The organism is Pseudomonas sp. ABC1 (assembly GCF_013395055.1).
In the GTDB taxonomy this organism is placed as follows: domain Bacteria; phylum Pseudomonadota; class Gammaproteobacteria; order Pseudomonadales; family Pseudomonadaceae; genus Stutzerimonas.
The window spans coordinates 3,344,495-3,366,026 of record NZ_CP058349.1; the positions used below are offsets into that span (position 1 = coordinate 3,344,495).

The 21,532-nt window shown below is 62.6% G+C and carries 11 protein-coding genes and 1 pseudogene; 3 read left to right on the forward strand and 9 right to left on the reverse strand.

All coding sequences use genetic code 11. The annotated features are described in order from the left end of the window. Positions 1-70: 70 nt before the first annotated feature. The 6 genes from HW090_RS14630 to HW090_RS14655 all read right to left on the reverse strand — a co-directional run bounded on the left by HW090_RS14630 (position 71) and on the right by HW090_RS14655 (position 15,817). Positions 71-1,432 (reverse strand): efflux RND transporter periplasmic adaptor subunit, encoded by a 1,362-nt coding sequence (locus HW090_RS14630; RefSeq protein ID WP_218673543.1) that lies wholly within the window; start codon positions 1,430-1,432, stop codon positions 71-73. After that, positions 1,429-2,193, reverse strand: a complete 765-nt coding sequence (locus HW090_RS14635; protein ID WP_218673544.1) for an efflux RND transporter periplasmic adaptor subunit — start codon at positions 2,191-2,193, stop codon at positions 1,429-1,431. The genes HW090_RS14630 and HW090_RS14635 overlap by 4 nt, the downstream gene beginning before the upstream one ends. Continuing rightward, positions 2,183-3,880 (reverse strand): TolC family protein, encoded by a 1,698-nt coding sequence (locus HW090_RS14640; RefSeq protein WP_179114204.1) that lies wholly within the window; start codon positions 3,878-3,880, stop codon positions 2,183-2,185. Before HW090_RS14640 ends, HW090_RS14635 begins: the two co-directional genes overlap by 11 nt. 23 nt (positions 3,881-3,903) lie before the next feature. Beyond that, the gene (locus HW090_RS14645) at positions 3,904-13,422 is read right to left on the reverse strand and encodes a beta-propeller fold lactonase family protein (protein WP_179114205.1); all 9,519 of its coding nucleotides are present in this window, start codon (positions 13,420-13,422) and stop codon (positions 3,904-3,906) included. Between the two features lie 56 nt (positions 13,423-13,478). After that, positions 13,479-15,245 (reverse strand): hypothetical protein, encoded by a 1,767-nt coding sequence (locus tag HW090_RS14650; protein WP_218673545.1) that lies wholly within the window; start codon positions 15,243-15,245, stop codon positions 13,479-13,481. Between the two features lie 134 nt (positions 15,246-15,379). After that, a complete protein-coding gene (locus HW090_RS14655; protein ID WP_179114206.1) occupies positions 15,380-15,817 on the reverse strand; it encodes a YbaN family protein in 438 nt (145 codons plus the stop codon). Between the two features lie 265 nt (positions 15,818-16,082). Between HW090_RS14655 and HW090_RS14660 the strand changes: the two genes are divergently transcribed. From HW090_RS14660 to HW090_RS14670, 3 genes and pseudogenes are all read left to right on the forward strand, one after another. After that, positions 16,083-16,712, forward strand: coding sequence for a C40 family peptidase (locus tag HW090_RS14660; protein ID WP_179114207.1), 630 nt, complete (start codon positions 16,083-16,085; stop codon positions 16,710-16,712). A 115-nt stretch (positions 16,713-16,827) separates the two neighbouring features. Continuing rightward, a pseudogene (locus HW090_RS14665) lies at positions 16,828-17,360 on the forward strand (C40 family peptidase). A gap of 140 nt (positions 17,361-17,500) precedes the next feature. After that, a complete protein-coding gene (locus HW090_RS14670) occupies positions 17,501-18,442 on the forward strand; it encodes an AEC family transporter (RefSeq protein ID WP_179114208.1) in 942 nt (313 codons plus the stop codon). Between the two features lie 112 nt (positions 18,443-18,554). Here HW090_RS14670 and HW090_RS14675 read toward each other — a convergent pair whose 3' ends face one another. From HW090_RS14675 to gatB, 3 genes are all read right to left on the reverse strand, one after another. Beyond that, positions 18,555-19,619, reverse strand: a complete 1,065-nt coding sequence (locus tag HW090_RS14675; protein ID WP_179114209.1) for a sodium:calcium antiporter — start codon at positions 19,617-19,619, stop codon at positions 18,555-18,557. 11 nt (positions 19,620-19,630) lie between these two features. Next, positions 19,631-19,975 (reverse strand): septal ring lytic transglycosylase RlpA family protein, encoded by a 345-nt coding sequence (locus HW090_RS14680; RefSeq protein WP_256930809.1) that lies wholly within the window; start codon positions 19,973-19,975, stop codon positions 19,631-19,633. 71 nt (positions 19,976-20,046) lie between these two features. Then, positions 20,047-21,495: an Asp-tRNA(Asn)/Glu-tRNA(Gln) amidotransferase subunit GatB gene (gene gatB / locus HW090_RS14685; RefSeq protein ID WP_179114211.1), complete on the reverse strand. Its 1,449-nt coding sequence runs from the start codon at positions 21,493-21,495 to the stop codon at positions 20,047-20,049. Between the last annotated feature and the right edge of the window lie 37 nt (positions 21,496-21,532).

A 21,532-nucleotide genomic window follows, 5' to 3' on the forward strand; every position in this document is an offset into this window, starting at 1 on the left:
GCACCCTACGCGGTGTGGCGAGTCTCGGGTAGGGTGCGCCGTGCGCACCGTGGGCGATGAGTGACATCATCTACCAGCCCAGGTAGACGCGCAGGGCCGCCAGCGGCCGGCGCATCAGGTAGTTGAACAGCAGGGTGCGCTGGCCGTACAGCTTGGCTGTGCCCTTGAGACCGACACGCAGGCGCGGGTCGTCGTCGGCGAAGGTCGCCATCAGGCGGTAGGCCATGCTGCCATCCAGTACCGGCGAGGCGCGGTAGCCCTGGCGGTCGAGGGTCGCCAATAGCGGGCTGCCGGGCTGGCTGTTGAGGAACAGGCGCACGTCGCTGCCGTTTTCCAGCTCGATGGCATCGCCTACGGGCAGATTGATTTCCAGGCGCACGTCATGCGGGTCGGCCACCTGCATGATGCGTTCGCCCAGGGCCACCGGGCGGCCAATCCAGTCACTGGGGTCGTCGAAGATCGCGACGCCGTCGCGGGGCGCCAGGATCAGTGCCCGCTCCAGGTTTTCGCTCAGGTAGTCGACATCGGCGCGGGCCTGGTCGCGACGGCTGCTCAGCTCCGCCAGGGCGGCCTTGGCGCGTTCGTCGAAAAGCGCCTGCTGGCGGGTCTGGCGCAATTGTGCTTCGGCGGCGGCCAGGCTCTGCCGTGCGGTTTCCAGGCGGCTTTCCAGCTCACGACGGTCGAGTTGCACCAGCGGCTCGTTCGCCGCGACCACCTGGTTGGGCTGCACGAGGATGCGTTCGACCACCGCCTGCAAGGGCGCGCGCAATACGGCGGGCTCACGCGGGACGATCTCGGCAGGTGCCAGAACGGTTTGCCGTACCGGCAGCAGCGCCAGTAGCAGCAGGGCGGCAACGGCCGCCATGACGACTTTGCGCGGACGGTGGCGCAGCAGGCTCAGGCGCGCTGCCGGGCTGCTGCGCCGAGGGGCCAGGCTGTCCCAGGCATGGGCGTAGGCATCCTGCATCAGCTCCAGCAAGGCCCGCTCCGCGCGCGCCAGGGGTTTATCGCAACTGAGCAGCAGGCTGGCCTGCAATTCACCATTGCGGCCTTTCAGGGGAATCCAGAGCAGGTGAGGGGCAAGGTATTCCGGCCATTCGGTCTGTAGGTTACCGGGAGCCTGTGCCACGTTCAGTTCTTGCAATTCGCCAGCCCAGGGCTGGGTACGCCAGTCCTGGCAGAGGCGGGCGAGGTAGAGCATGAAGGGCGCATTGGCCTCGATCTGCGCCAGGCCCGAGCAGGCCGTGATGCGCCCGCTGTCGGCCTGCCACAGCAGGGCTTCGCGGTAGTCGAGCAACTGGCGGCTGTCGTTGACCATCAGGAAGCCCAGTCCGAGCCGGTCTTCCTGGGCCCTGGCACGGCGCTCCAGTTGCAGCAGCAGTGCCATGCGCTCGCTGCGCTTGTCGCGCAGGTTGGTCACATTGCCATTCACGAATCCGCTCCGGGTGGTTGCAGCATGGCCACGCCGCTCATGCCTGGCAGCAGGCCGGCGGTGTCTCCGGTGATGCGGGCGAAGACCTTGATCGACTGGCTGAGCGGGTCGATGGCCGCGCCCAGGCGTTCGACCTGGGCGGCATAGCGCTGCCCGGTTTCGTCCAGCGCCACCTCGAAGTCCAGACCGGCCTTCAGCCAGGTGAGCCAGGCGGAAGGGACGATGAGTTCCAGTTGGTAGGCGCTGTCATCGTAGATGGCCAGCAATTCGGTGCCTTCAGCGACGTGTTGGTAACGCTGTGCCATACGCTGCGAAACACGCCCGGCAAAGGGGGCGTCTAGGTTGCAGCGCTTGAGCATGGCGCGACCCACACCGCTTTCCGCCTGGGCCACGGCGAGGTCGGCCTGGGTCTGGGCGACCTCGGCCTGGCTGATGGAGCCCAGGGCGTCGAGGCGCTTGGCCACGTCGAGCTTTTTCTGTGCGCCGCGCTGGGCGGCTTCGCTGCGGGCCAGTTGGGCACGCTGCACCGAGCAGTCGAAGGCGGCCAGGCGCTGGCCCTGCTTGAAGCGCTCACCTTCCTTGACCGACAGCTCGGTGAGCTTGCCGCTGATCTCGCTGGACAGCACCGTCTGGCGAACCGGGCTGAGCTGCACGCGCAGCTCGCCCGTTTCTTCGGCATGGGCCATGTCCGGCAGGCTGGCGGCGATGACCGCCAGCACGGAGCAACGGAACAGATAGGCGGGACGCCGCTCAGCGATCATTGACTCGCTCCACGGGGACCAGGCGGGCACCACGCAGCGAGCCCAGGCTTTCCCACATATCCAGGTGCAGTTCGCGACGTTGTTGCGGAGCCGCCTGGGCGACCAGCGGAACGGCAGGTGCCGCAACGGTCTGGGCGCCGCCATGGGGGTTCTGCTGGGCTGCGGCGATACCGGCGGGGATCGTGCCCTGGCCCTGGTCGAGGCGTACCGCGTTGCTGGCGATGGTGCGGCTCAGCTCGGCGATGCTGTTACCGGCGATCTGCTCGGGCAGCGGGTCGAGACCGGCGGCCTGGTAGACGGCGCCGTGGGCGACTTGCAGTTCGGCGAAGGCGCGGTCGCGGGTGCGGGTGGCGAGTACGGTCTCGGTCGCGGTGCGGACGCGTTCCAGTCGGCTCTGTGCCTGGCTGGCGTAGGCGCTCTCGCTCTGGCGCAGGATGCTGCTCTGCACCTGCTGCAGTTCGTTGGAGCGGGCGAAGACCTGGCTGGAGCGCTGGAATTCACGCCAGGCCACGTTGACCTGGGTCAGCACAGCCATGCGCATGGCCTGGCGGCGCAGTTCGGCGAGTTGCTGGCGCGCTTCGCCAGTCTTTTTCACCTGCGGGTAGGCCAGGACGTTGAACAGGTTCCAGCTGACCTGCATACCGGCGTCGGCCCAGTTGTCGTTGACCAGGTAGCTATTGCTGTCGTAGTTGGTGCCGACGAACAGGTTGGCGCCCGGCAGCAGTTTGAGCATCGCGGCGCGGGTTTCCAGTACGGCGTTGCGGGCTTCGTAGCTCTCGCTGCGAATCTCCGGACGCTGCACCATGGAGGTGGCTTCCAGGTCGGCCAGGTTGTAGGCCAGGGCCGGTTGGGTGTAGCTCGACTCACCCGGCAGCACCAGGCTGTATTCGGTGGCGGGCGGCAGGTTCATCAGGCTGGCCAGGCGTGACTTGGCCACGGCCAGTTCGCCTTCCACGACTTCCAGTTGGCGCACCATTTCCAGCAGGCCTTTCTGGTAGCGCAGGGATTCCAGCGGCGCGATCAGGCGTTGCTGCTCGGTCTGGCGGGCCTGTTGCAGTGCGTCGCGGGCCTCGCTCAGGGCACGCTGGACTTCTGGTTGCAGGCGCTCGGCGCTGGCGGCCTGCCAGTAGGCCTCGCGGACCTGCTGGATGATGTCCGCGACCACCTTGCGGCGGGCTTCCTCGGCGGCCAGCACCTTGTTGGCCTGGGCCTTGGCGCTGAAGTAGCTGACACCGAAGTCCAGCACGTTCCACGACAGGCGCAGATTGGCGTCCCGCGTGGCGCGGTCGCTGCTGGTCGAAGGCTCCAGGGACTGGCGACCGGTGGTGACCGATTCGCTGGACGAGCCGGAGACGTTGTCGCGGCCTTTCCAACCGGCACTGGCGGCCAGTTGCGGCAGCAGGTTGAGGTTGCTGACGCTCAGGGTGTTGTCTTCCAGGGCGCGCTGCATCAGGCCCAGGCGCTGTTGCAGGTTGTACTTGACCGCCCGCGCCATGGCTTCTTCCAGGCTGATGGCGCCGCTCACCGGCTCCTGGGCCTCGAACATGCTGCGGCGGTCAGCGTTGGCCTCGGCCAGTTGCTGTTCCGGCGTCAGCGCTTCAGGCGTGACGGCGCAAGCGGACAGGCCCAGGGCGGCGCAGACGATGGCCATGCGCAGGGAGGTCGGGTTGAAAGGGTTACGGGTCATTTTATAAGGGTCCTTGAAAGTGTTCAGGCAGTGTGTCGGGTTGTCTGGGGGGCCGACTCGTCGTTCAGCCCACTCAATTGGTCAAGCAGTTCGAGGGCTTCGCTGAGCAGGGCGCTGGAGGTTTCCTGGCGCAACTGTTGCGGCAGGCTCTCGGCCGTCTCGGTCGATTGCTGCGCCGCTGGCTCGCGACCATTGCTGGCCGAGCCGTCGTTCGTCACCTGGATCACCACCGGGGTCTTGCGCTCGTTACCGTCGGCGTCCTGGCTGATCAGCGTCAGGCGCACGCCGCCATTGCGCTTGAGCCATTCGCGGTCGATGTTCAGTTGGCCGGTGCGGGTGTCCAGGGACACCAGGCCATTTGGTACAGGCATGCCATTGGCCAGGGTGACGCGCTGTACGGCGCTGTTGTCCGGCAATTCGGTTGGCAGGCTCAGGGTGATCTGGCGTTCGCCTCCGGTCGGAAGGACCAGGCTGGTACGCAGGGTGTTGCCATCCAGATAGAAGCTGCCGGAGTTGGCCGGTGCGGGTGCATCACGCAGTATCAGGTCAGCCTGAGCGAGCTGTTGGGCAATCGTCGTTCTACTGTCGAAACCAGACTGGCCCGTTACCAATGAAGTCGATGGCGTATGTGAGTCACGGCTTACAGACGCTATGCGGTTGGCTGCCTCGCGTAGTTCTGTACTCGTCCTTTCGAACGGTTGCGTGCTGAAGCCTAGAGGCAGGGGAGTACCAGACGATACTGGCGTATCGGAGCGCACTTCTGGGGTGACCTCATTGACGGCCGGGGCTTCGGCCACGTTGAGTGCCAGTGTCAGAGATGCGCTGGCGCCATGCTGATCCTGAGCCGTGACCGTTATTTCGTATTCGCCCAGTTCTGCCGTATTGCCGGAAATGACGCGTGTAGCCGGATCAAAGCCAAATCCGGCAGGCAGTCCGGTCACGCTCCAGCTCAGGCTGTCGCCATCAGAGTCAATGAATAGGCTGGCAGGCAACTCCACCCGATAGGTCGAACCGGCTTCGGCGTTTACCAGGTTGAAGTCGCTGTCGGCCGGTGTCGGCGCATGGTTGACGGCTGTGACTTCGACCGTACTGGAAATAGCCGGATAGCCCGTGTCCACGCCATCCTCGTAGGTACCGCCATCGTCCCGGATCAGGCTGATGTTGATGCTGCGTGTGCCGGCGGTTGCATAGTCGTCGCTGCCATAGCGCATACCTTCGACCAGTGTGCGGATGCTGGCAGTGTCGACGCCCGTGCCGCTCTTCAAGCTGATGATCAGTGTATTGCCGGATCGGGTGACGGTGTAGCTCAGGCCATTGTCCAGTTCGCCCGACTGTCCAACTTTGAGCTGTACTTGCTGCCCGTCCAGTACGAGCCACTCGTCTCCTCGACTACCCACGCCATCGACGCGCAGTGTCAGTTCGATGATCGATTGGTCCTGGTTGGAGCCTCCAGTGGAGACTTCGGCATTGCCGAACAACGCTACCGCATCTTCATCGGCGGTATAGGACGGGTTGAGCGGTCCTGCCGTCAGTGTCGGGGCAATGTTGATTTCGATGACTGCCAGAGAGGCCACATAGCTGTTGGAGTCATCCTCGCCATCATTGAGTACCGCACTGATGGTGCGTGTGCCGACGGGTACGGTGCCGCTTTCACGGTAGTTGACCTGACGCACGATGGCCTGGGCATCGGTGCGGCTGATGCTGCTGGTAAAGGTCAGCACGCCATCGACCAGGGTGGCAACGGCCACGCCGTCTTTCTGGATGGTGTTGCCCACGAGCTTGAAGGTGTCGCTGTCACTGAAGCCGAAGATGGCCGTGGCTCGGGTGTCGCTGCTGAAGGTGACCTTGGCGCCATTGTAGTCATCACGCAGGTCCAGCTCGGCATCGCTGAGGGTGATGGCCCCGACGGGCAGCACGGCGTCTCCATCGATGATGAAGGTCGGCGTTTCCAGTGCGGCCAGCTCGAGCACCGATACCTGGGTGCCGATCACGATCACACCACCGTCGTCGGTCGTGGCGACGTACTTGGCGCCAGTGATCTGCTCGGTGGTGGCCAGTTCGCCATTGATGGCGTAGTGGTTCAGGGTGCCGTCGGAGAGCGTGACCAGTACGGATTTGCCGTCTGCACTGATGGCGAGGTCTTCGACGGTGGCGGTACCGGTGATGGTGACGGTGTGCGTCAGCTTGCCGGTCGCCGGGTCGAGGGTGAAGCCGTCGACGCGCTGAGCGTGGTTGTATACGGTGGTCTGGCCCGTCCAGCCGTTGGTTTCTGAGGTCCTGCTGTTGGCAACGAAGATGGTCAGGCCATCGGCGCTGACGGCGATGTGCTGAGCGTATTGCAGGCTTGTCGAGGTGTCGCTGCGGCTGTTGCTGATGGCCGTGAGGTTGCCTTGTTCATCGCGCAGGAAGGCGATCAGCGTGGAGCCACTGCTGGTGTTGGTGACGACATAGACGTAGTCACCACGGGAAACGATCTCGGACGGGCTCCACAGGTAGGGCTCGGTATTCATGTCGCGAGGCAGTTCGGCCAGCTTGCTGAGCGCGCCCGTCTCGGTATCTCGGGTGAGGACAATGACGGTGTAGTTGTCGATGAGGTAGATGTTCTTGCCATCTTCGGAGATGGCGATGTCTTTCATCGACCAGATGTTGTCCGAGAACTCGCTGACCAGAGTGAGTGCACCGTCTTCGGCGACACTGAAGTGAAGGATGCTGTTGGAGCGTACGGCGTAGAGGTCTTTGCCGTCGCTGGCGATAGCCAGTTGGTTGATGCTGCCCGCGCCTTCGATGCTGCTGACAAAGGTGAGTTCGCCGCTTTGCGTATCACGTGTGAACAGTGCGATGGCACCGCTGGCGTTGGCGATGTAGACACGGCTGCCATCCGCCGAACTGGTGACATACACGGGCGAGCTCAGGCCGTCGATGTCATCGAGGGTCTGCAGGCGGGTGAGCTCTTCGAGCGACAGGATCGGATCGACACTGAGCCCTGGCAGGTCGTTGACCGGTATCAGCTCAATGGTTAGAGCTGCTGTTTCGGAAGCGAGTCCGGTCTGGTCTTTGAACGTCACGCTGACGTGCAGGCTATCGGTCGGGTCGACGCTGGTGTTCTGGTAGGTGATGCGTTGTAGCACTGCCTCTACGTCGGCCGAGGTCGGCTTGGTGCCATAGGCAGCCGTGAATGTGATAGTCAGGGTGCCTTGCTGCTGGTCGATGCTCCAGGTTGCGATGGTTGTGCCGTCGTGTTTCACGGTGCCATTGCTGAGGCTGTAGTCGTCATCTCCTTGGAACCCCAGGGCGTCATAACGGCTGTCATAGCCGTCGCCGAGCTGGATGACGATGGCGCTGCGATCATAGTTGCCGTTGCCGCCGTCGAGGGCGTCCATCTGCTCATCGCTGACCGAGACCTGGTCGCCGATCAGGAGAATAGGACCGGACTTCTCGGTGTAGCTGGTGCTGTCGTCGACACCCTCCAGGCTCGGCGCGGTATTGGGTGCCGACGGCTCCTGCAGGGAGACGGTGGTGCTGACGGAGAGGCTGGTGTAGTTGTTGCTGCTCTCGTACTGCTCCAGCACCTTGAGGGCAATGGTCCGCTCGCCGGTGATGTCGTTGGCGGTATTGAGGTAGGCCAGGCCGTCGATGAGGGTGCTGGTCTCTTCGGCAGATTTTCCGGTGACGTACAGGATCAGTGTGGTCTTGGTGCCGTCGACGCGGATCATATAGGTCTGTCCGTTGACGGTGACGGTGCCGCTGGTGGCTTTGCCCAGAGCGATCTGCAGGCCATTGGTGACGATGACGTCGTTCTGTGTCGCGTTCTCCAGCTCCAGTTGCACCTGCCACAGGGTCTGCCCCTGCTCGATGGTGTCGATTTCGGTGTTGGAGAACAGGGGGGCGGGGTCGCCCTGTTCTTCGAAGTCCGGGTTGAGCGGTTGGGATGTGAGGACTGGAGCGTCGTTGACACCGATCAGTTCGATGACGCGTTCGTAGACTGCTTGCTGGTCTGTTGCGTCGGTGTAGCTGATGGTGAAGGTCGGCGTGCTGGTTTGCGCGGTCGGGTCCTGGCTGCTGTTGGTGTAGTTGATCTGGCGCAGGATGCTCTGTGCGGTGGCCTGGTCGGCGTCTTCGCTGAACTGGATGGTGAGCGTGCCATCGAGCTGGGCGAATGTCGCGACCAGGGTGCCATCGTCAAGGCGTATTTCTCCGCTGTCGGCATCGAGCGTGAGGCCGTTGCCGTTGGCGAAGCCATAGATGTCGTCGGTGGAGGCACCATCCTTGCGCTCGATGGAAACCACCGCATCGGTGTAGTCGTCATCGTTCAGTTGTGCGCCGGGCAACAGGAGTACGGGAGTGGAGCCTTCGGTGTAGGTGGTCGTGCTTGGCGTGGCACGGAGGACCAGGAGGCTGCCTTCGCTCCATTTGGTGCCTGCGACATAAGCCGTCAGGCCATCTGCGCTGAGGTGAATGCTGGAGAGGTTGGAGAAGCCGTTTACGCTGCTGGAACTGTAAGTGTGGGTGAGCGCGAGGGTGCCGTCGCTGGCCCGGCTGAAGAGCCTGAGCGCGTTGTCGTTGGCAGCGCCTGTGACGTAGAGGGTGTTGTCGTCGCCGGAGATGGCGAGTGCGAGCGAACGCCCCGTGACACTCAGGGTGTCGGTCGCGGTGAGTGCGCCGGAGCTGGTGATGTCGAAGGTGGTGAGCGTCGTGTTCTGGCCATCGTATTCGAGGGCATAGAGGTTCTTGCCGTCTGCGGAGAGGGCGAGTGCGCTGGTGAAGTGTTCGGTGCCATCATCACTGCCATAGGCACCGACATAGGCCAGTGAACCGTTGTCCGCGATGGAGAATACGCTGACCTGGGTGGTGGCCCCGGAGGTGGCGACGAAGAGGAACTTGCCGTCCTGGGAGCGAGCGATGTCGTTCGCACCAGTGAGTATGGTGTCGTCGTCGCCGGTGTAGGTGGCGAGCAGGGAGAGCGTGTCGCCGTCGCGCAGGAATACCTTGATAGCGCTGCTGCCATCTTCGTCAAGGCCGCTGAGCAGGACATGGTTGCCACTGACGGCGATGTCGCCTGTGAGGGTCATGCTGGCGAGTGTGGTGTCGTCGAGGGTGCTGACGAGTGTGAGTGTGCCGGTGGTGTTGTCGACGCTGAAGAGACTCAGCCCCTTGTCGGACACGATGTAGAGATCGCCATCGTCGGCGAGTGCGATCTGCGTGGCACCGTTGAGTACGTCCTGGTTGCTGCTGTTGGTGCCCTTGATGAATGTCAGGGTCCCATCGTCGTTACGGCCCCAGACACTGACGAAGGTGTAGGTGGTACCGGACCATGTGCTGAGGGTACTGAGGGTGTAGACGCGGTTGCCGTCTTCACTGTTGACGAATGCGCTGACATCCCCTGGTGGAGTGATATAGAGACTGGAGTCGAAGGTGCCAGTGCTGGTCCCGAGGTAGCTCAGGTCATCTCGGATGATCCCAAGCGTTGGCTCTGTGCCTGGTACAGCCGGCACGATCAGAGAGGCCACATAGCTATTGGAGTCATCCTCGCCATCATTGAGTACAGCGCTGATGGTGCGTGTGCCGACGGGTACGGTGCCACTTTCACGGTAGTTGACCTGACGCACGATGGCCTGGGCATCGGTGCGGCTGATGCTGCTGGTAAAGGTCAGCACGCCATCGACCAGGGTGGCAACGGCCACGCCGTCTTTCTGGATGGTGTTGCCCACGAGCTTGAAGGTGTCGCTGTCACTGAAGCCGAAGATGGCCGTGGCTCGGGTGTCGCTGCTGAAGGTGACCTTGGCGCCATTGTAGTCATCACGCAGGTCCAGCTCGGCATCGCTGAGGGTGATGGCCCCGACGGGCAGCACGGCGTCTCCATCGATGATGAAGGTCGGCGTTTCCAGTGCGGCCAGCTCGAGCACCGATACCTGGGTGCCGATCACGATCACACCACCGTCGTCGGTCGTGGCGACGTACTTGGCGCCAGTGATCTGCTCGGTGGTGGCCAGTTCGCCATTGATGGCGTAGTGGTTCAGGGTGCCGTCGGAGAGCGTGACCAGTACGGATTTGCCGTCTGCACTGATGGCGAGGTCTTCGACGGTGGCGGTACCGGTGATGGTGACGGTGTGCGTCAGCTTGCCGGTCGCCGGGTCGAGGGTGAAGCCGTCGACGCGCTGAGCGTGGTTGTATACGGTGGTCTGGCCCGTCCAGCCGTTGGTTTCTGAGGTCCTGCTGTTGGCAACGAAGATGGTCAGGCCATCGGCGCTGACGGCGATGTGCTGAGCGTATTGCAGGCTTGTCGAGGTGTCGCTGCGGCTGTTGCTGATGGCCGTGAGGTTGCCTTGTTCATCGCGCAGGAAGGCGATCAGCGTGGAGCCACTGCTGGTGTTGGTGACGACATAGACGTAGTCACCACGGGAAACGATCTCGGACGGGCTCCACAGGTAGGGCTCGGTATTCATGTCGCGAGGCAGTTCGGCCAGCTTGCTGAGCGCGCCCGTCTCGGTATCTCGGGTGAGGACAATGACGGTGTAGTTGTCGATGAGGTAGATGTTCTTGCCATCTTCGGAGATGGCGATGTCTTTCATCGACCAGATGTTGTCCGAGAACTCGCTGACCAGAGTGAGTGCACCGTCTTCGGCGACACTGAAGTGAAGGATGCTGTTGGAGCGTACGGCGTAGAGGTCTTTGCCGTCGCTGGCGATAGCCAGTTGGTTGATGCTGCCCGCGCCTTCGATGCTGCTGACAAAGGTGAGTTCGCCGCTTTGCGTATCACGTGTGAACAGTGCGATGGCACCGCTGGCGTTGGCGATGTAGACACGGCTGCCATCCGCCGAACTGGTGACATACACGGGCGAGCTCAGGCCGTCGATGTCATCGAGGGTCTGCAGGCGGGTGAGCTCTTCGAGCGACAGGATCGGATCGACACTGAGCTCTGGCAGGTCGTTGACCGGTATCAGCTCAATGGTTAGAGCTGCTGTTTCGGAAGCGAGTCCGGTCTGGTCTTTGAACGTCACGCTGACGTGCAGGCTATCGGTCGGGTCGACGCTGGTGTTCTGGTAGGTGATGCGTTGTAGCACTGCCTCTACGTCGGCCGAGGTCGGCTTGGTGCCATAGGCAGCCGTGAATGTGATAGTCAGGGTGCCTTGCTGCTGGTCGATGCTCCAGGTTGCGATGGTTGTGCCGTCGTGTTTCACGGTGCCATTGCTGAGGCTGTAGTCGTCATCTCCCTGGAACCCCAGGGCGTCATAACGGCTGTCATAGCCGTCGCCGAGCTGGATGACGATGGCGCTGCGATCATAGTTGCCGTTGCCGCCGTCGAGGGCGTCCATCTGCTCATCGCTGACCGAGACCTGGTCGCCGATCAGGAGAATAGGACCGGACTTCTCGGTGTAGCTGGTGCTGTCGTCGACACCCTCCAGGCTCGGCGCGGTATTGGGTGCCGACGGCTCCTGCAGGGAGACGGTGGTGCTGACGGAGAGGCTGGTGTAGTTGTTGCTGCTCTCGTACTGCTCCAGCACCTTGAGGGCAATGGTCCGCTCGCCGGTGATGTCGTTGGCGGTATTGAGGTAGGCCAGGCCGTCGATGAGGGTGCTGGTCTCTTCGGCAGATTTTCCGGTGACGTACAGGATCAGTGTGGTCTTGGTGCCGTCGACGCGGATCATATAGGTCTGTCCGTTGACGGTGACGGTGCCGCTGGTGGCTTTGCCCAGAGCGATCTGCAGGCCATTGGTGACGATGACGTCGTTCTGTGTCGCGTTCTCCAGCTCCAGTTGCACCTGCCACAGGGTCTGCCCCTGCTCGATGGTGTCGATTTCGGTGTTGGAGAACAGGGGGGCGGGGTCGCCCTGTTCTTCGAAGTCCGGGTTGAGCGGTTGGGATGTGAGGACTGGAGCGTCGTTGACACCGATCAGTTCGATGACGCGTTCGTAGACTGCTTGCTGGTCTGTTGCGTCGGTGTAGCTGATGGTGAAGGTCGGCGTGCTGGTTTGCGCGGTCGGGTCCTGGCTGCTGTTGGTGTAGTTGATCTGGCGCAGGATGCTCTGTGCGGTGGCCTGGTCGGCGTCTTCGCTGAACTGGATGGTGAGCGTGCCATCGAGCTGGGCGAATGTCGCGACCAGGGTGCCATCGTCAAGGCGTATTTCTCCGCTGTCGGCATCGAGCGTGAGGCCGTTGCCGTTGGCGAAGCCATAGATGTCGTCGGTGGAGGCACCATCCTTGCGCTCGATGGAAACCACCGCATCGGTGTAGTCGTCATCGTTCAGTTGTGCGCCGGGCAACAGGAGTACGGGAGTGGAGCCTTCGGTGTAGGTGGTCGTGCTTGGCGTGGCACGGAGGACCAGGAGGCTGCCTTCGCTCCATTTGGTGCCTGCGACATAAGCCGTCAGGCCATCTGCGCTGAGGTGAATGCTGGAGAGGTTGGAGAAGCCGTTTACGCTGCTGGAACTGTAAGTGTGGGTGAGCGCGAGGGTGCCGTCGCTGGCCCGGCTGAAGAGCCTGAGCGCGTTGTCGTTGGCAGCGCCTGTGACGTAGAGGGTGTTGTCGTCGCCGGAGATGGCGAGTGCGAGCGAACGCCCCGTGACACTCAGGGTGTCGGTCGCGGTGAGTGCGCCGGAGCTGGTGATGTCGAAGGTGGTGAGCGTCGTGTTCTGGCCATCGTATTCGAGGGCATAGAGGTTCTTGCCGTCTGCGGAGAGGGCGAGTGCGCTGGTGAAGTGTTCGGTGCCATCATCACTGCCATAGGCACCGACATAGGCCAGTGAACCGTTGTCCGCGATGGAGAATACGCTGACCTGGGTGGTGGCCCCGGAGGTGGCGACGAAGAGGAACTTGCCGTCCTGGGAGCGAGCGATGTCGTTCGCACCAGTGAGTATGGTGTCGTCGTCGCCGGTGTAGGTGGCGAGCAGGGAGAGCGTGTCGCCGTCGCGCAGGAATACCTTGATAGCGCTGCTGCCATCTTCGTCAAGGCCGCTGAGCAGGACATGGTTGCCACTGACGGCGATGTCGCCTGTGAGGGTCATGCTGGCGAGTGTGGTGTCGTCGAGGGTGCTGACGAGTGTGAGTGTGCCGGTGGTGTTGTCGACGCTGAAGAGACTCAGCCCCTTGTCGGACACGATGTAGAGATCGCCATCGTCGGCGAGTGCGATCTGCGTGGCACCGTTGAGTACGTCCTGGTTGCTGCTGTTGGTGCCCTTGATGAATGTCAGGGTCCCATCGTCGTTACGGCCCCAGACACTGACGAAGGTGTAGGTGGTACCGGACCATGTGCTGAGGGTACTGAGGGTGTAGACGCGGTTGCCGTCTTCACTGTTGACGAATGCGCTGACATCACCTGGTGGAGTGATATAGAGGCTGGAGTCGAAGGTGCCGGTGCTGGTCCCGAGGTAGCTCAGGTCATCCCGGATGACACTGAGAGAGGGCGCCGTATCGGGTGCGGTGTCCTGTGTCTCTTGTTGTTCCGCCACGGCATCGGCTGTTGCGACTGCGGCGGCATCGAGCAGAATGCGCGGCTCCAGGGCCAGGGCGCGAAAATAACGTTGCGAGTGCTTGCGTGTGGTCATGACAGTCTTCCGGGGCGCTAAAGGAATAAGGGTGGAGAGGGCGTTGGCTCAGTGCGTCATTCGACTAGCCGCACATAGGAGCCCTGCTGGCGTATCTCTTCGAGAATCTTGTCGAGCCTGGCCTGTATCTGGCCCTCTGCCGCGACGAAGTCGAAACCGGGGAGGTAGGTGATTTCGTTGCCTGTTTCCGTGCAGCGGGCCAGTCCCGGCCCGGCGATCCGGCGGAAATCTGATGCGCCGTTCACCACGGTTCCTTCGGAGCCGAGGTCATTGTTGGGGATCTCGTCCTGGCCGATGGCAATCATGTAGAAACGTAATTGGTGTCTGCGGAAGCTGTCGCACAGGCTGGCGAAGCGCTGGGTGATAAGGCTGTCGGTGCCATTCGAGCCGCTGAGCGGCTGTGCGACATAAGTGTTGTAGGCGTCACTGTCGAACCAGCGCTGATCTGTCGTGTTGACTAGCATGACGATCGCCTTGTAGCTGTCGCCACCATCTTCTTTGAAGTCCAGCGGCAGTCCATCCGGCAAGCCCCAGCCATTGCTGCCACGGAAGGCGGGTGACAGTGCCATGGCACTCCAGCCCATGGCGATGGCGTAGTTGGTGTTAAAACGCGTGGACATCTGGTCGAGGCGCTCTTCGATCTTGTCCATGTCGTTGGTCAATGGCAGCAGTGGCGCGGAAGGACAGCCTTTGTCGGCAACCATCCAGCGTGTGTCATTGGTGCCATTTGCTTGGCCGAACATGGGGTTGGGGCCTATCCAGTTGATCGCTGTGGCACCAGGGCTGCCGTTTTCCGGCAGGTCGTGTCGATAGTAGATGCGGAACTGGCCGGTTGGCGCCTGATCCCAACGGTAGTTCTCGCCTATGTTCAGGCCCCGGTACATGCATAGAAGGTTGGCGCGGCGATCCGGAATACGGCGGTCATGCAGGCCGCTGTAGCCGGAACGGAAGAGTGACGTGAGTTCGACCGGGCGCAATGCGGCAGGAATGGCCCAGCTACTCAGCCGCAGCATATGCCGGGAACTGGGGCCAGCAGGAGTGCGTGACTCGGGATTGGTATAGTCGGGCGAGACATTGACGGCCTGGCTGTAGGGCACCAGTGCCAGCCATGCATCTTCCCGGTCTTGTATCAGTTGATTGGCAAAACGCTTGCCTAGACGGCGCAGCACTGCCAGGTTACCGGCGCTTTCCGCGCCCGAGTTGGGCAGCGTCAGTACCACTTCCAGTGCGCTGGGCTGTACTTCCACCGTGGAGTGGACTCGGATCTTTTCAGGAGCGCTACCCAGTAGTTCGGCGTCTGCCTGGAAGTTCACGGCAACCCTGTAGCGGATACGCGCCTGTTCACTTCTTTCTTCGGTCAGGACAATGTCGTCGCTGTCGAGCTGTCTGCCGAGTTCGCTGTCCATACCCAGGTTATTGAGAACATAGCGAGAGGCCAAAATCTGCAGGCTTTCAAGGGGCTGCCCCCCTTTTCCAAGTCGTTCCTTGCCCACTGCCATGGCGGCCGCATCGGTCGCACGTTTCACCTGTGCCGCACTGTTGGTCATGCGGCTGGTTTCGATGGAGTAGGCGGTCGCCAGCAGTGCGCCGCCCAGGGCCAGGACCATGAAGGGCGCGATACCGCCATCCTGTTTGCGCATGAAGGCGCTGAAAGGGTTGCGGCGACGAGCGAGGAAACGGGAGGGGAGGCGAGCAGCCGAGGGGCTTGAGAGGCCTTCATGTGCCAGCCCGGCGACAGCGATCATGGCCGTCAGCCCGGCGCGGTTTGCAGCGGCTTCCAGCAGTCGCTCCAGCCAGTGGCGAAATAGGGCGGGGTGCTTCATGGGGGTATGCATTCCTGAGCCTGCAGCCGTTCGTCGAGTGAACGGCTGGGTGGGCAAAATAAGAATACTTCCCAATATCGGCAAGTTAAGCATCATTAAGAATGCTTAACGAATGCGCTTGCGCCTCATGGCGATCACTTGTCGCCCAGTGCGGGCAGTTCCTCGTCGCAGCCAATGTGCTCGGGGCGTGACCAGATCCAGGCGGCGCCGATGGCCATGCCGCCTGCGGCGAGCGCCATCAGCCAGAGGGGTGGGCTATGCCAGATCAGCAGGCCCAGGCAGGCGAGCATGGAGAGGCTGGCAAAGGCTTTGCTCTTGCGGGTGATGACCCCGCCATTGCGCCAGTTGTGCAGCAAAGGACCGAAGACCCTGTGATTCTCCAGCCAGTTGCTCAGGCGTGGCGAACTGCGGGCTGCCGCCCAGGCGCTGAGCAGGACGAACTCCGTGCTCGGCAAGCCCGGTATGAAGAGCCCGAGGATAGCGCAGCCCAGGCTGAGGTAGGCCAGGACTATGAACGCCACCTTCTTGAGGCCGGTGGCGGGAGTCGGTGGAGGTTTCTTATATAAAGACATGGCAAGGCAGGTGTGGCGGGTGAAGGCAGGGTGCATGCGTGCAGACGCAACGCATCTCGTTGGCGCAGTTAAATTCAAGGAAAGGGTCGGCGCCAGTTAATAAAACTTCATGTTTGTCAGGCGGCGTGTCGTCTGTATGGCTGCGCTGGGGCCAGACGTTTCGTCGCAGCGGATTCGTCACATCGACGGCGATAAAATTTGATCATCGAGGCGATAAAGGGCATAGTCGCGCCTTCATTATTTTTCTATCGACACGGTCGTGCCCATGCTAAAGCGCTTCGCACCCCTCGTGCCCTTCGCACTGACAGCCTTGTTGGCTGCCTGCGCCGCCCAGCCGACGCAGCCGGAAATCGTGCAGCAGCCCCAGCCTCGCTTGCAGCCACTGGTGCTGCAGACGACCGAAACACCGGTCGAAGTCGAGCAGCCTGCCGAGCCGACTCATGATTTCTCCAGCGCACAAGGCTATGAAATGCCTGTGCTGGCGGACAGCATCTTGGAACGCGGTTTCAAACTGGTGGGAACGCCTTATCGTTACGGCGGAGCCTCCACCAAGACTGGCTTCGATTGCAGTGGTTTCGTCGGCTTCCTCTTTCGCAAGGAAGCGGGCATAGAGCTGCCACGCTCCACCCGCGAAATGATCAACCTGGATGCACCGCTGGTTAAGCGCTCCGACCTCGAGCCGGGCGACGTGGTGTTCTTCAACGACCGTGGGCGCGGTCGTGTCACCCATGCCGGCATCTATATCGGCGACGACCAGTTCATTCATTCCTCCAGCAGCCGCAGCGGCGGTGTGCGGGTGGACAGCCTGGATGACAAGTACTGGCGCGCCAGCTACATGAAAGCCAAACGCGTCCTGGCGCTGGCTTCCGTGGACGGGGCTACCGTCCACCGCTGATGGTGTCGATCTGCGCCCAGGCCGGCTTACGGTGGCCTGCGCGCAAGCGGCTCCAGATTGTGTTTTACCTGCGGCCCATGCACAGTGACCGCTCATTCGTTGGGAGCCGTTCCGTATGATCGTGCCGGCCAGATTCGCTCTTCTCTTCTGCTGTGCCTTGCTGGCCGCATGTTCCAGCGCTCCTACCCCTGTTCCCCAGGAACGCTCCCGTCCAGATAGCGTTTTGCCCATGGCCGTTTCCGGCACGGCCGAAGACGTGCTGTTCAGCGCCCTCGGGCTGGTGGGCACGCCTTATCGCTGGGGGGGAATACCCCTGAAAGCGGCTTCGATTGCAGTGGCCTGATCGGTTATGTCTACCGTGGCGCAGCCGGTGTGGCGCTGCCGCGTACGACCCAGGAAATGATGGGCGCCAGTGGTGCCAAGGTAGGGCGCGATGCCCTGCGCTCGGGTGACCTGGTGTTCTTCGCGACCAACGGTGGCCGACGGGTCAGTCACGCGGGCATCTACGTCGGTGAAGGTCGTTTCGTGCATGCGCCCTCCAGTGGCGGCACGGTGCGCTTGGACAGCCTCTCCAACAGCTATTGGCACAAGAACTACATCGCGGCCAAGCGGGTTCTGGGCTCCGATAGCCTGGCTCGCAATCCCTGAGCGTTCCGGGCGCCAGCGCGCTCAAGTGACCCTGGCAGGGAGAGACCAGGTGTCATATCCGAATGAAGTCGGTGCGCATGGCGCACCCTACGCAGGCCTGCTCGTGAGCTGTCGAACAGGCCTTGAGGTTTTCCGGTTCCATGCTCGATCTTTTCATTCAGACCCTGAACGTCACGGCGCCGGTATTCGCCATGATGTTCCTCGGTTTGCTGTTGCGTCGCCTGGGTTGGATCGATAGCACGTTCATCAGTACGGCCTCGATCCTGGTGTTTCGTGGCACCATGCCTACGCTGCTTTTCCTTTCCATCCTACGGGCGGACCTGTCGACGGCCCTGGCGCCTGCGCTGCTGGGGTATTTCTGCCTGGCGACCATCGCGAGCTTCCTGATGGCCTGGGGGTGGGCGCTCTGGCGTTGCCCGCACATCGACCGCGGTGTCTATGTGCAGGGCGCCTTTCGTGGGAACAACGGCATCATCGGGCTGGCCCTGGCGGCCAGCCTCTATGGGCACCTGGGGCTTTCCCTCGGCAGTGTGCTCGCCGGGGCCGCGATCCTTTGCTACAACACGCTGTCGTCGGTAATTCTTGCGCTCTATAGCCCGGCGGCGCGCTCGGATGTACGCAGTATCCTGCGCAATATCGCCAGTAATCCGCTGATTCTCGGCATCGTGCTGGCCATTCCATTCGCCTATTGGCAGGTTCCCTTGCCGGAGTGGTTGCTCAAGTCGGGGGATTATTTTGCGCAGATGACCTTGCCGCTGGCGTTGATCTGCATTGGCGGAACGCTGTCTCTCAGCGGCTTGCGCGACAGCGGAAAGGTCGCACTGAGTTGCAGCCTGATGAAGATGGTCAGCTTGCCGCTGCTGCTGACGCTGGGTGCCTGGCTGCTGGGCTTCCGGGGGGCAGAGCTGGGCATTCTCTTTCTGTATTTCGCCAGCCCGACTGCCGCGGCCAGCTTCGTCATGGCCAAGGCCATTGGCTCCAATCACCAGTTGGCGGCGGCGATCATTGCCATCACCACGTTGATGGCTGTCATCAACACCAACCTGGGGTTGTTCGTCCTGCAATGGGGCGGCTGGATCTGAAAGCCTGCGGTGCATCGCGTGTAGGGTGGGTTGAGCGCAGCGATACCCGCCGAGCGCATATCCTGGGTGTCGCTGCGCTCGACCCTACGACGCGTGGGCGAATGGCGTTTGCTCAGCTCCGGGTCTTTCTCTGTAGCCAGATGGGGATGGACAGCGCCAGGATCGTCAGTGGCAGCGCATACGCGAACAGGATGTGGTCGAGACGCTCGAGCTGCGGCCGTCCGGTGGCGAACAGGGCGAGATACAGCACATAAGCGGCGTAGTGGCCGAGCAGCAACACCCCTTGCCAGCGCGGCATTCGACCGGCACAGGCGATCATCAGGCAGGCCAGGGTCGCCATCAGCATGACCGGGAAGTCGATATCCAGCGCGTTGGGGGAGACCGACAGAGAATGTGGTGAAAGCAGCGCCGCCAGCCCCAGTACGAGCAGCAGGTTGATGATGCAGGCGGCAACGATATGGCTAGCCGCCCGTTCGCGCTCACCGTGCAGGAGCCTGCCAACGACACTGAACAGCAGCGGTATGCTGGTGAGCAGTGCCAGCAGCGTCAGCCCGGCGAGCAGGTCCGAGAGGCCCAGCGCCAGTGCCATGTCCCGTGTGCCGTCGAGCAGACGGACGGCTCCGCTGTACAGAAGCGCAATGCCCAGTAGCAGTTGGAGTGGCGCCAGTACCCAGGTGCGCCGACGGCGCCTGGTGTTTGTGCTGCTGTCTTCGTTCACCACCGCTGAAGCTTTCATTGCACGCCAGTGCCACAAAGCGTAAGCGAGGGCGCCCAGCAGCAGAAGGCTGGCATCCAGGCGGTCCAGTGTACTGTCCTGGGCCAGGAGGAACGCCAGCAGCAGGGCGCCAAGCAGGATGGGCAGTTCCACGCGCAGCAGGCGTGCAGGCAGTAGCAGGGGCGCGAGCAATGCACTGCAACCCAGTACGGGCAGCAGGCCGGCGATATGCCCGCCAAGCACGTTGCCGAGTGCCAGGTCGCCATGGCCTTGCACCGCAGCGAGGATGCTGACGATGGCTGCCGGCAGCGCGTTGCCAATGGTCGCCAGGGCCCCCGAGTTGGCCAGCCATGCCTGGCCCATGGCGGAAGACAGGCGGGCGAGTGCCGCCATGCTCATCTCGTTGCCGACCATGAGCAACGTCAGGCCCAGCGCCAGGTGCAGCAGTACGATCAGGTCCATCTCGGGCACGTTCAGCGTCCCAGTGGCTGGATGCGAACAGGCGCCACGCCCGAGCGGAGCATGTCGAGGCGTTGGGCTGCGGCGCGGGAAAGGTCGATGATACGACCCCGTTTGAAGGGGCCTCGGTCGTTGACGCGGACCGTGACTTCGCGGCCATTGTCCAGGTTGGTGACCCGTACCTGGGTGCCGAAAGGCAGCGTGCGGTGTGCGGCGGTCAGTGCGTGCTGGTCGAAGCGCTCACCGCTGGCGGTCTTCTTGCCATGGTGGGCGCTGCCGTACCAGGAGGCCTTGCCTGTCTGCGAGTCACCGCCCCCGAAGGTCGAACAGCCGGTCAGCAGGGTCGCGACCAGCAGCATGCTCCAGGCGGAAAGCGGCAGGCCCTGGTGGCCTGCTCGAGGCTTGCCGCTTGAAGCGTGCCGCTGTTGTTTCATCCTTCCAGTTTCTTCTTCAGCAGTTCGTTGACCTGGCCCGGATTGGCCTTGCCTTTCGAGGCTTTCATCGCCTGGCCGACGAAGAAGCCGAACATCTTGCCGCGCTTGGCTTCGTCGCTGGCACGGTACTGTTCGACCTGGGCCGCGTTGGCCGCCAGTACTTCGTCGAGCATGCTTTCGATGGCGCCGCTGTCTGTGACCTGCTTGAGGCCTTTCTGTTCGATGACCTGGTCTGCGCTTTCGCCTTCGCCGTTGGCCAGCGCTTCCAGCACTACCTTGGCGATCTTGCCGCTGATGGTGTTGTCCTTGATACGCAGGATCAGACCGCCCAATTGCTCGGCGGACACCGGCGACTGCTCGATCTCCAGATTGTCCTTGTTGAGCAGGCTGGACAGCTCGCCCATGACCCAGTTGGCCGCCAGCTTGGCATCGCCGCAGGTCTTCTCGACCGCCTCGAAGTAGTCGGCCAGTTCGCGGCTTGCCGAGAGCACGCTGGCGTCATAGGTGGACAGGCCGAACTGGCGTTCGAAGCGTTCGCGCTTCTGGGGCGGCAGCTCCGGCAGTTCGGCGCGCAAGGCATCCAGGTAACTGCGCTCGATCACCACCGGCAGCAGGTCGGGGCAGGGGAAGTAACGGTAGTCGTTGGCTTCTTCCTTGCTGCGCATGGAGCGGGTCTGGTCCTTGTTCGGGTCGTACAGGCGGGTTTCCTGCACCACCTTGCCGCCGTCTTCGATCAGTTCGATCTGGCGCTGCACTTCATGGTTGATGGCTTTTTCGATGAAACGGAACGAGTTGACGTTCTTGATCTCGGCGCGTGTACCGAACTCGGCCTGGCCCTTGGGGCGTACCGAAACGTTGCAGTCGCAGCGCAGCGAGCCTTCGGCCATGTTGCCGTCGCAGATGCCGAGGTAGCGCACCAGGGCATGGATGGCTTTCACATAAGCCACCGCTTCTTTTGCCGAGCGGATGTCCGGCTCCGAGACGATCTCCAGCAGTGGCGTGCCGGCGCGGTTCAGGTCGATGCCGCTCATGCCGTGGAAGTCTTCGTGCAGGCTCTTGCCGGCGTCTTCTTCCAGGTGCGCGCGGGTGATGCCGATGCGTTTGACCGTGCCGTCTTCCAGGGTGATGTCGAGGAAGCCCTTGCCGACGATGGGGTGGTCCATCTGGCTGGTCTGGTAGCCCTTGGGCAGGTCCGGGTAGAAGTAGTTCTTGCGCGCGAAGACGTTGCGCTCACCGATCTCGGCGTCGATGGCCAGGCCGAACTGGCAGGCCATGCGTACGGCTTCGGCATTCAGCACTGGCAGGGTGCCGGGCATGCCGAGGTCGACCAGGCTGGCCTGGGTGTTGGGCGCGGCACCGAAGGTGGTGGCGCTGCCGGAGAAAATCTTCGACTGGGTGCTGAGCTGGGCATGGATTTCCAGCCCGATTACGGTTTCCCATTGCATCTTTGATGCTCCTCGAATGCGTTGCGGCCTGCTCCCC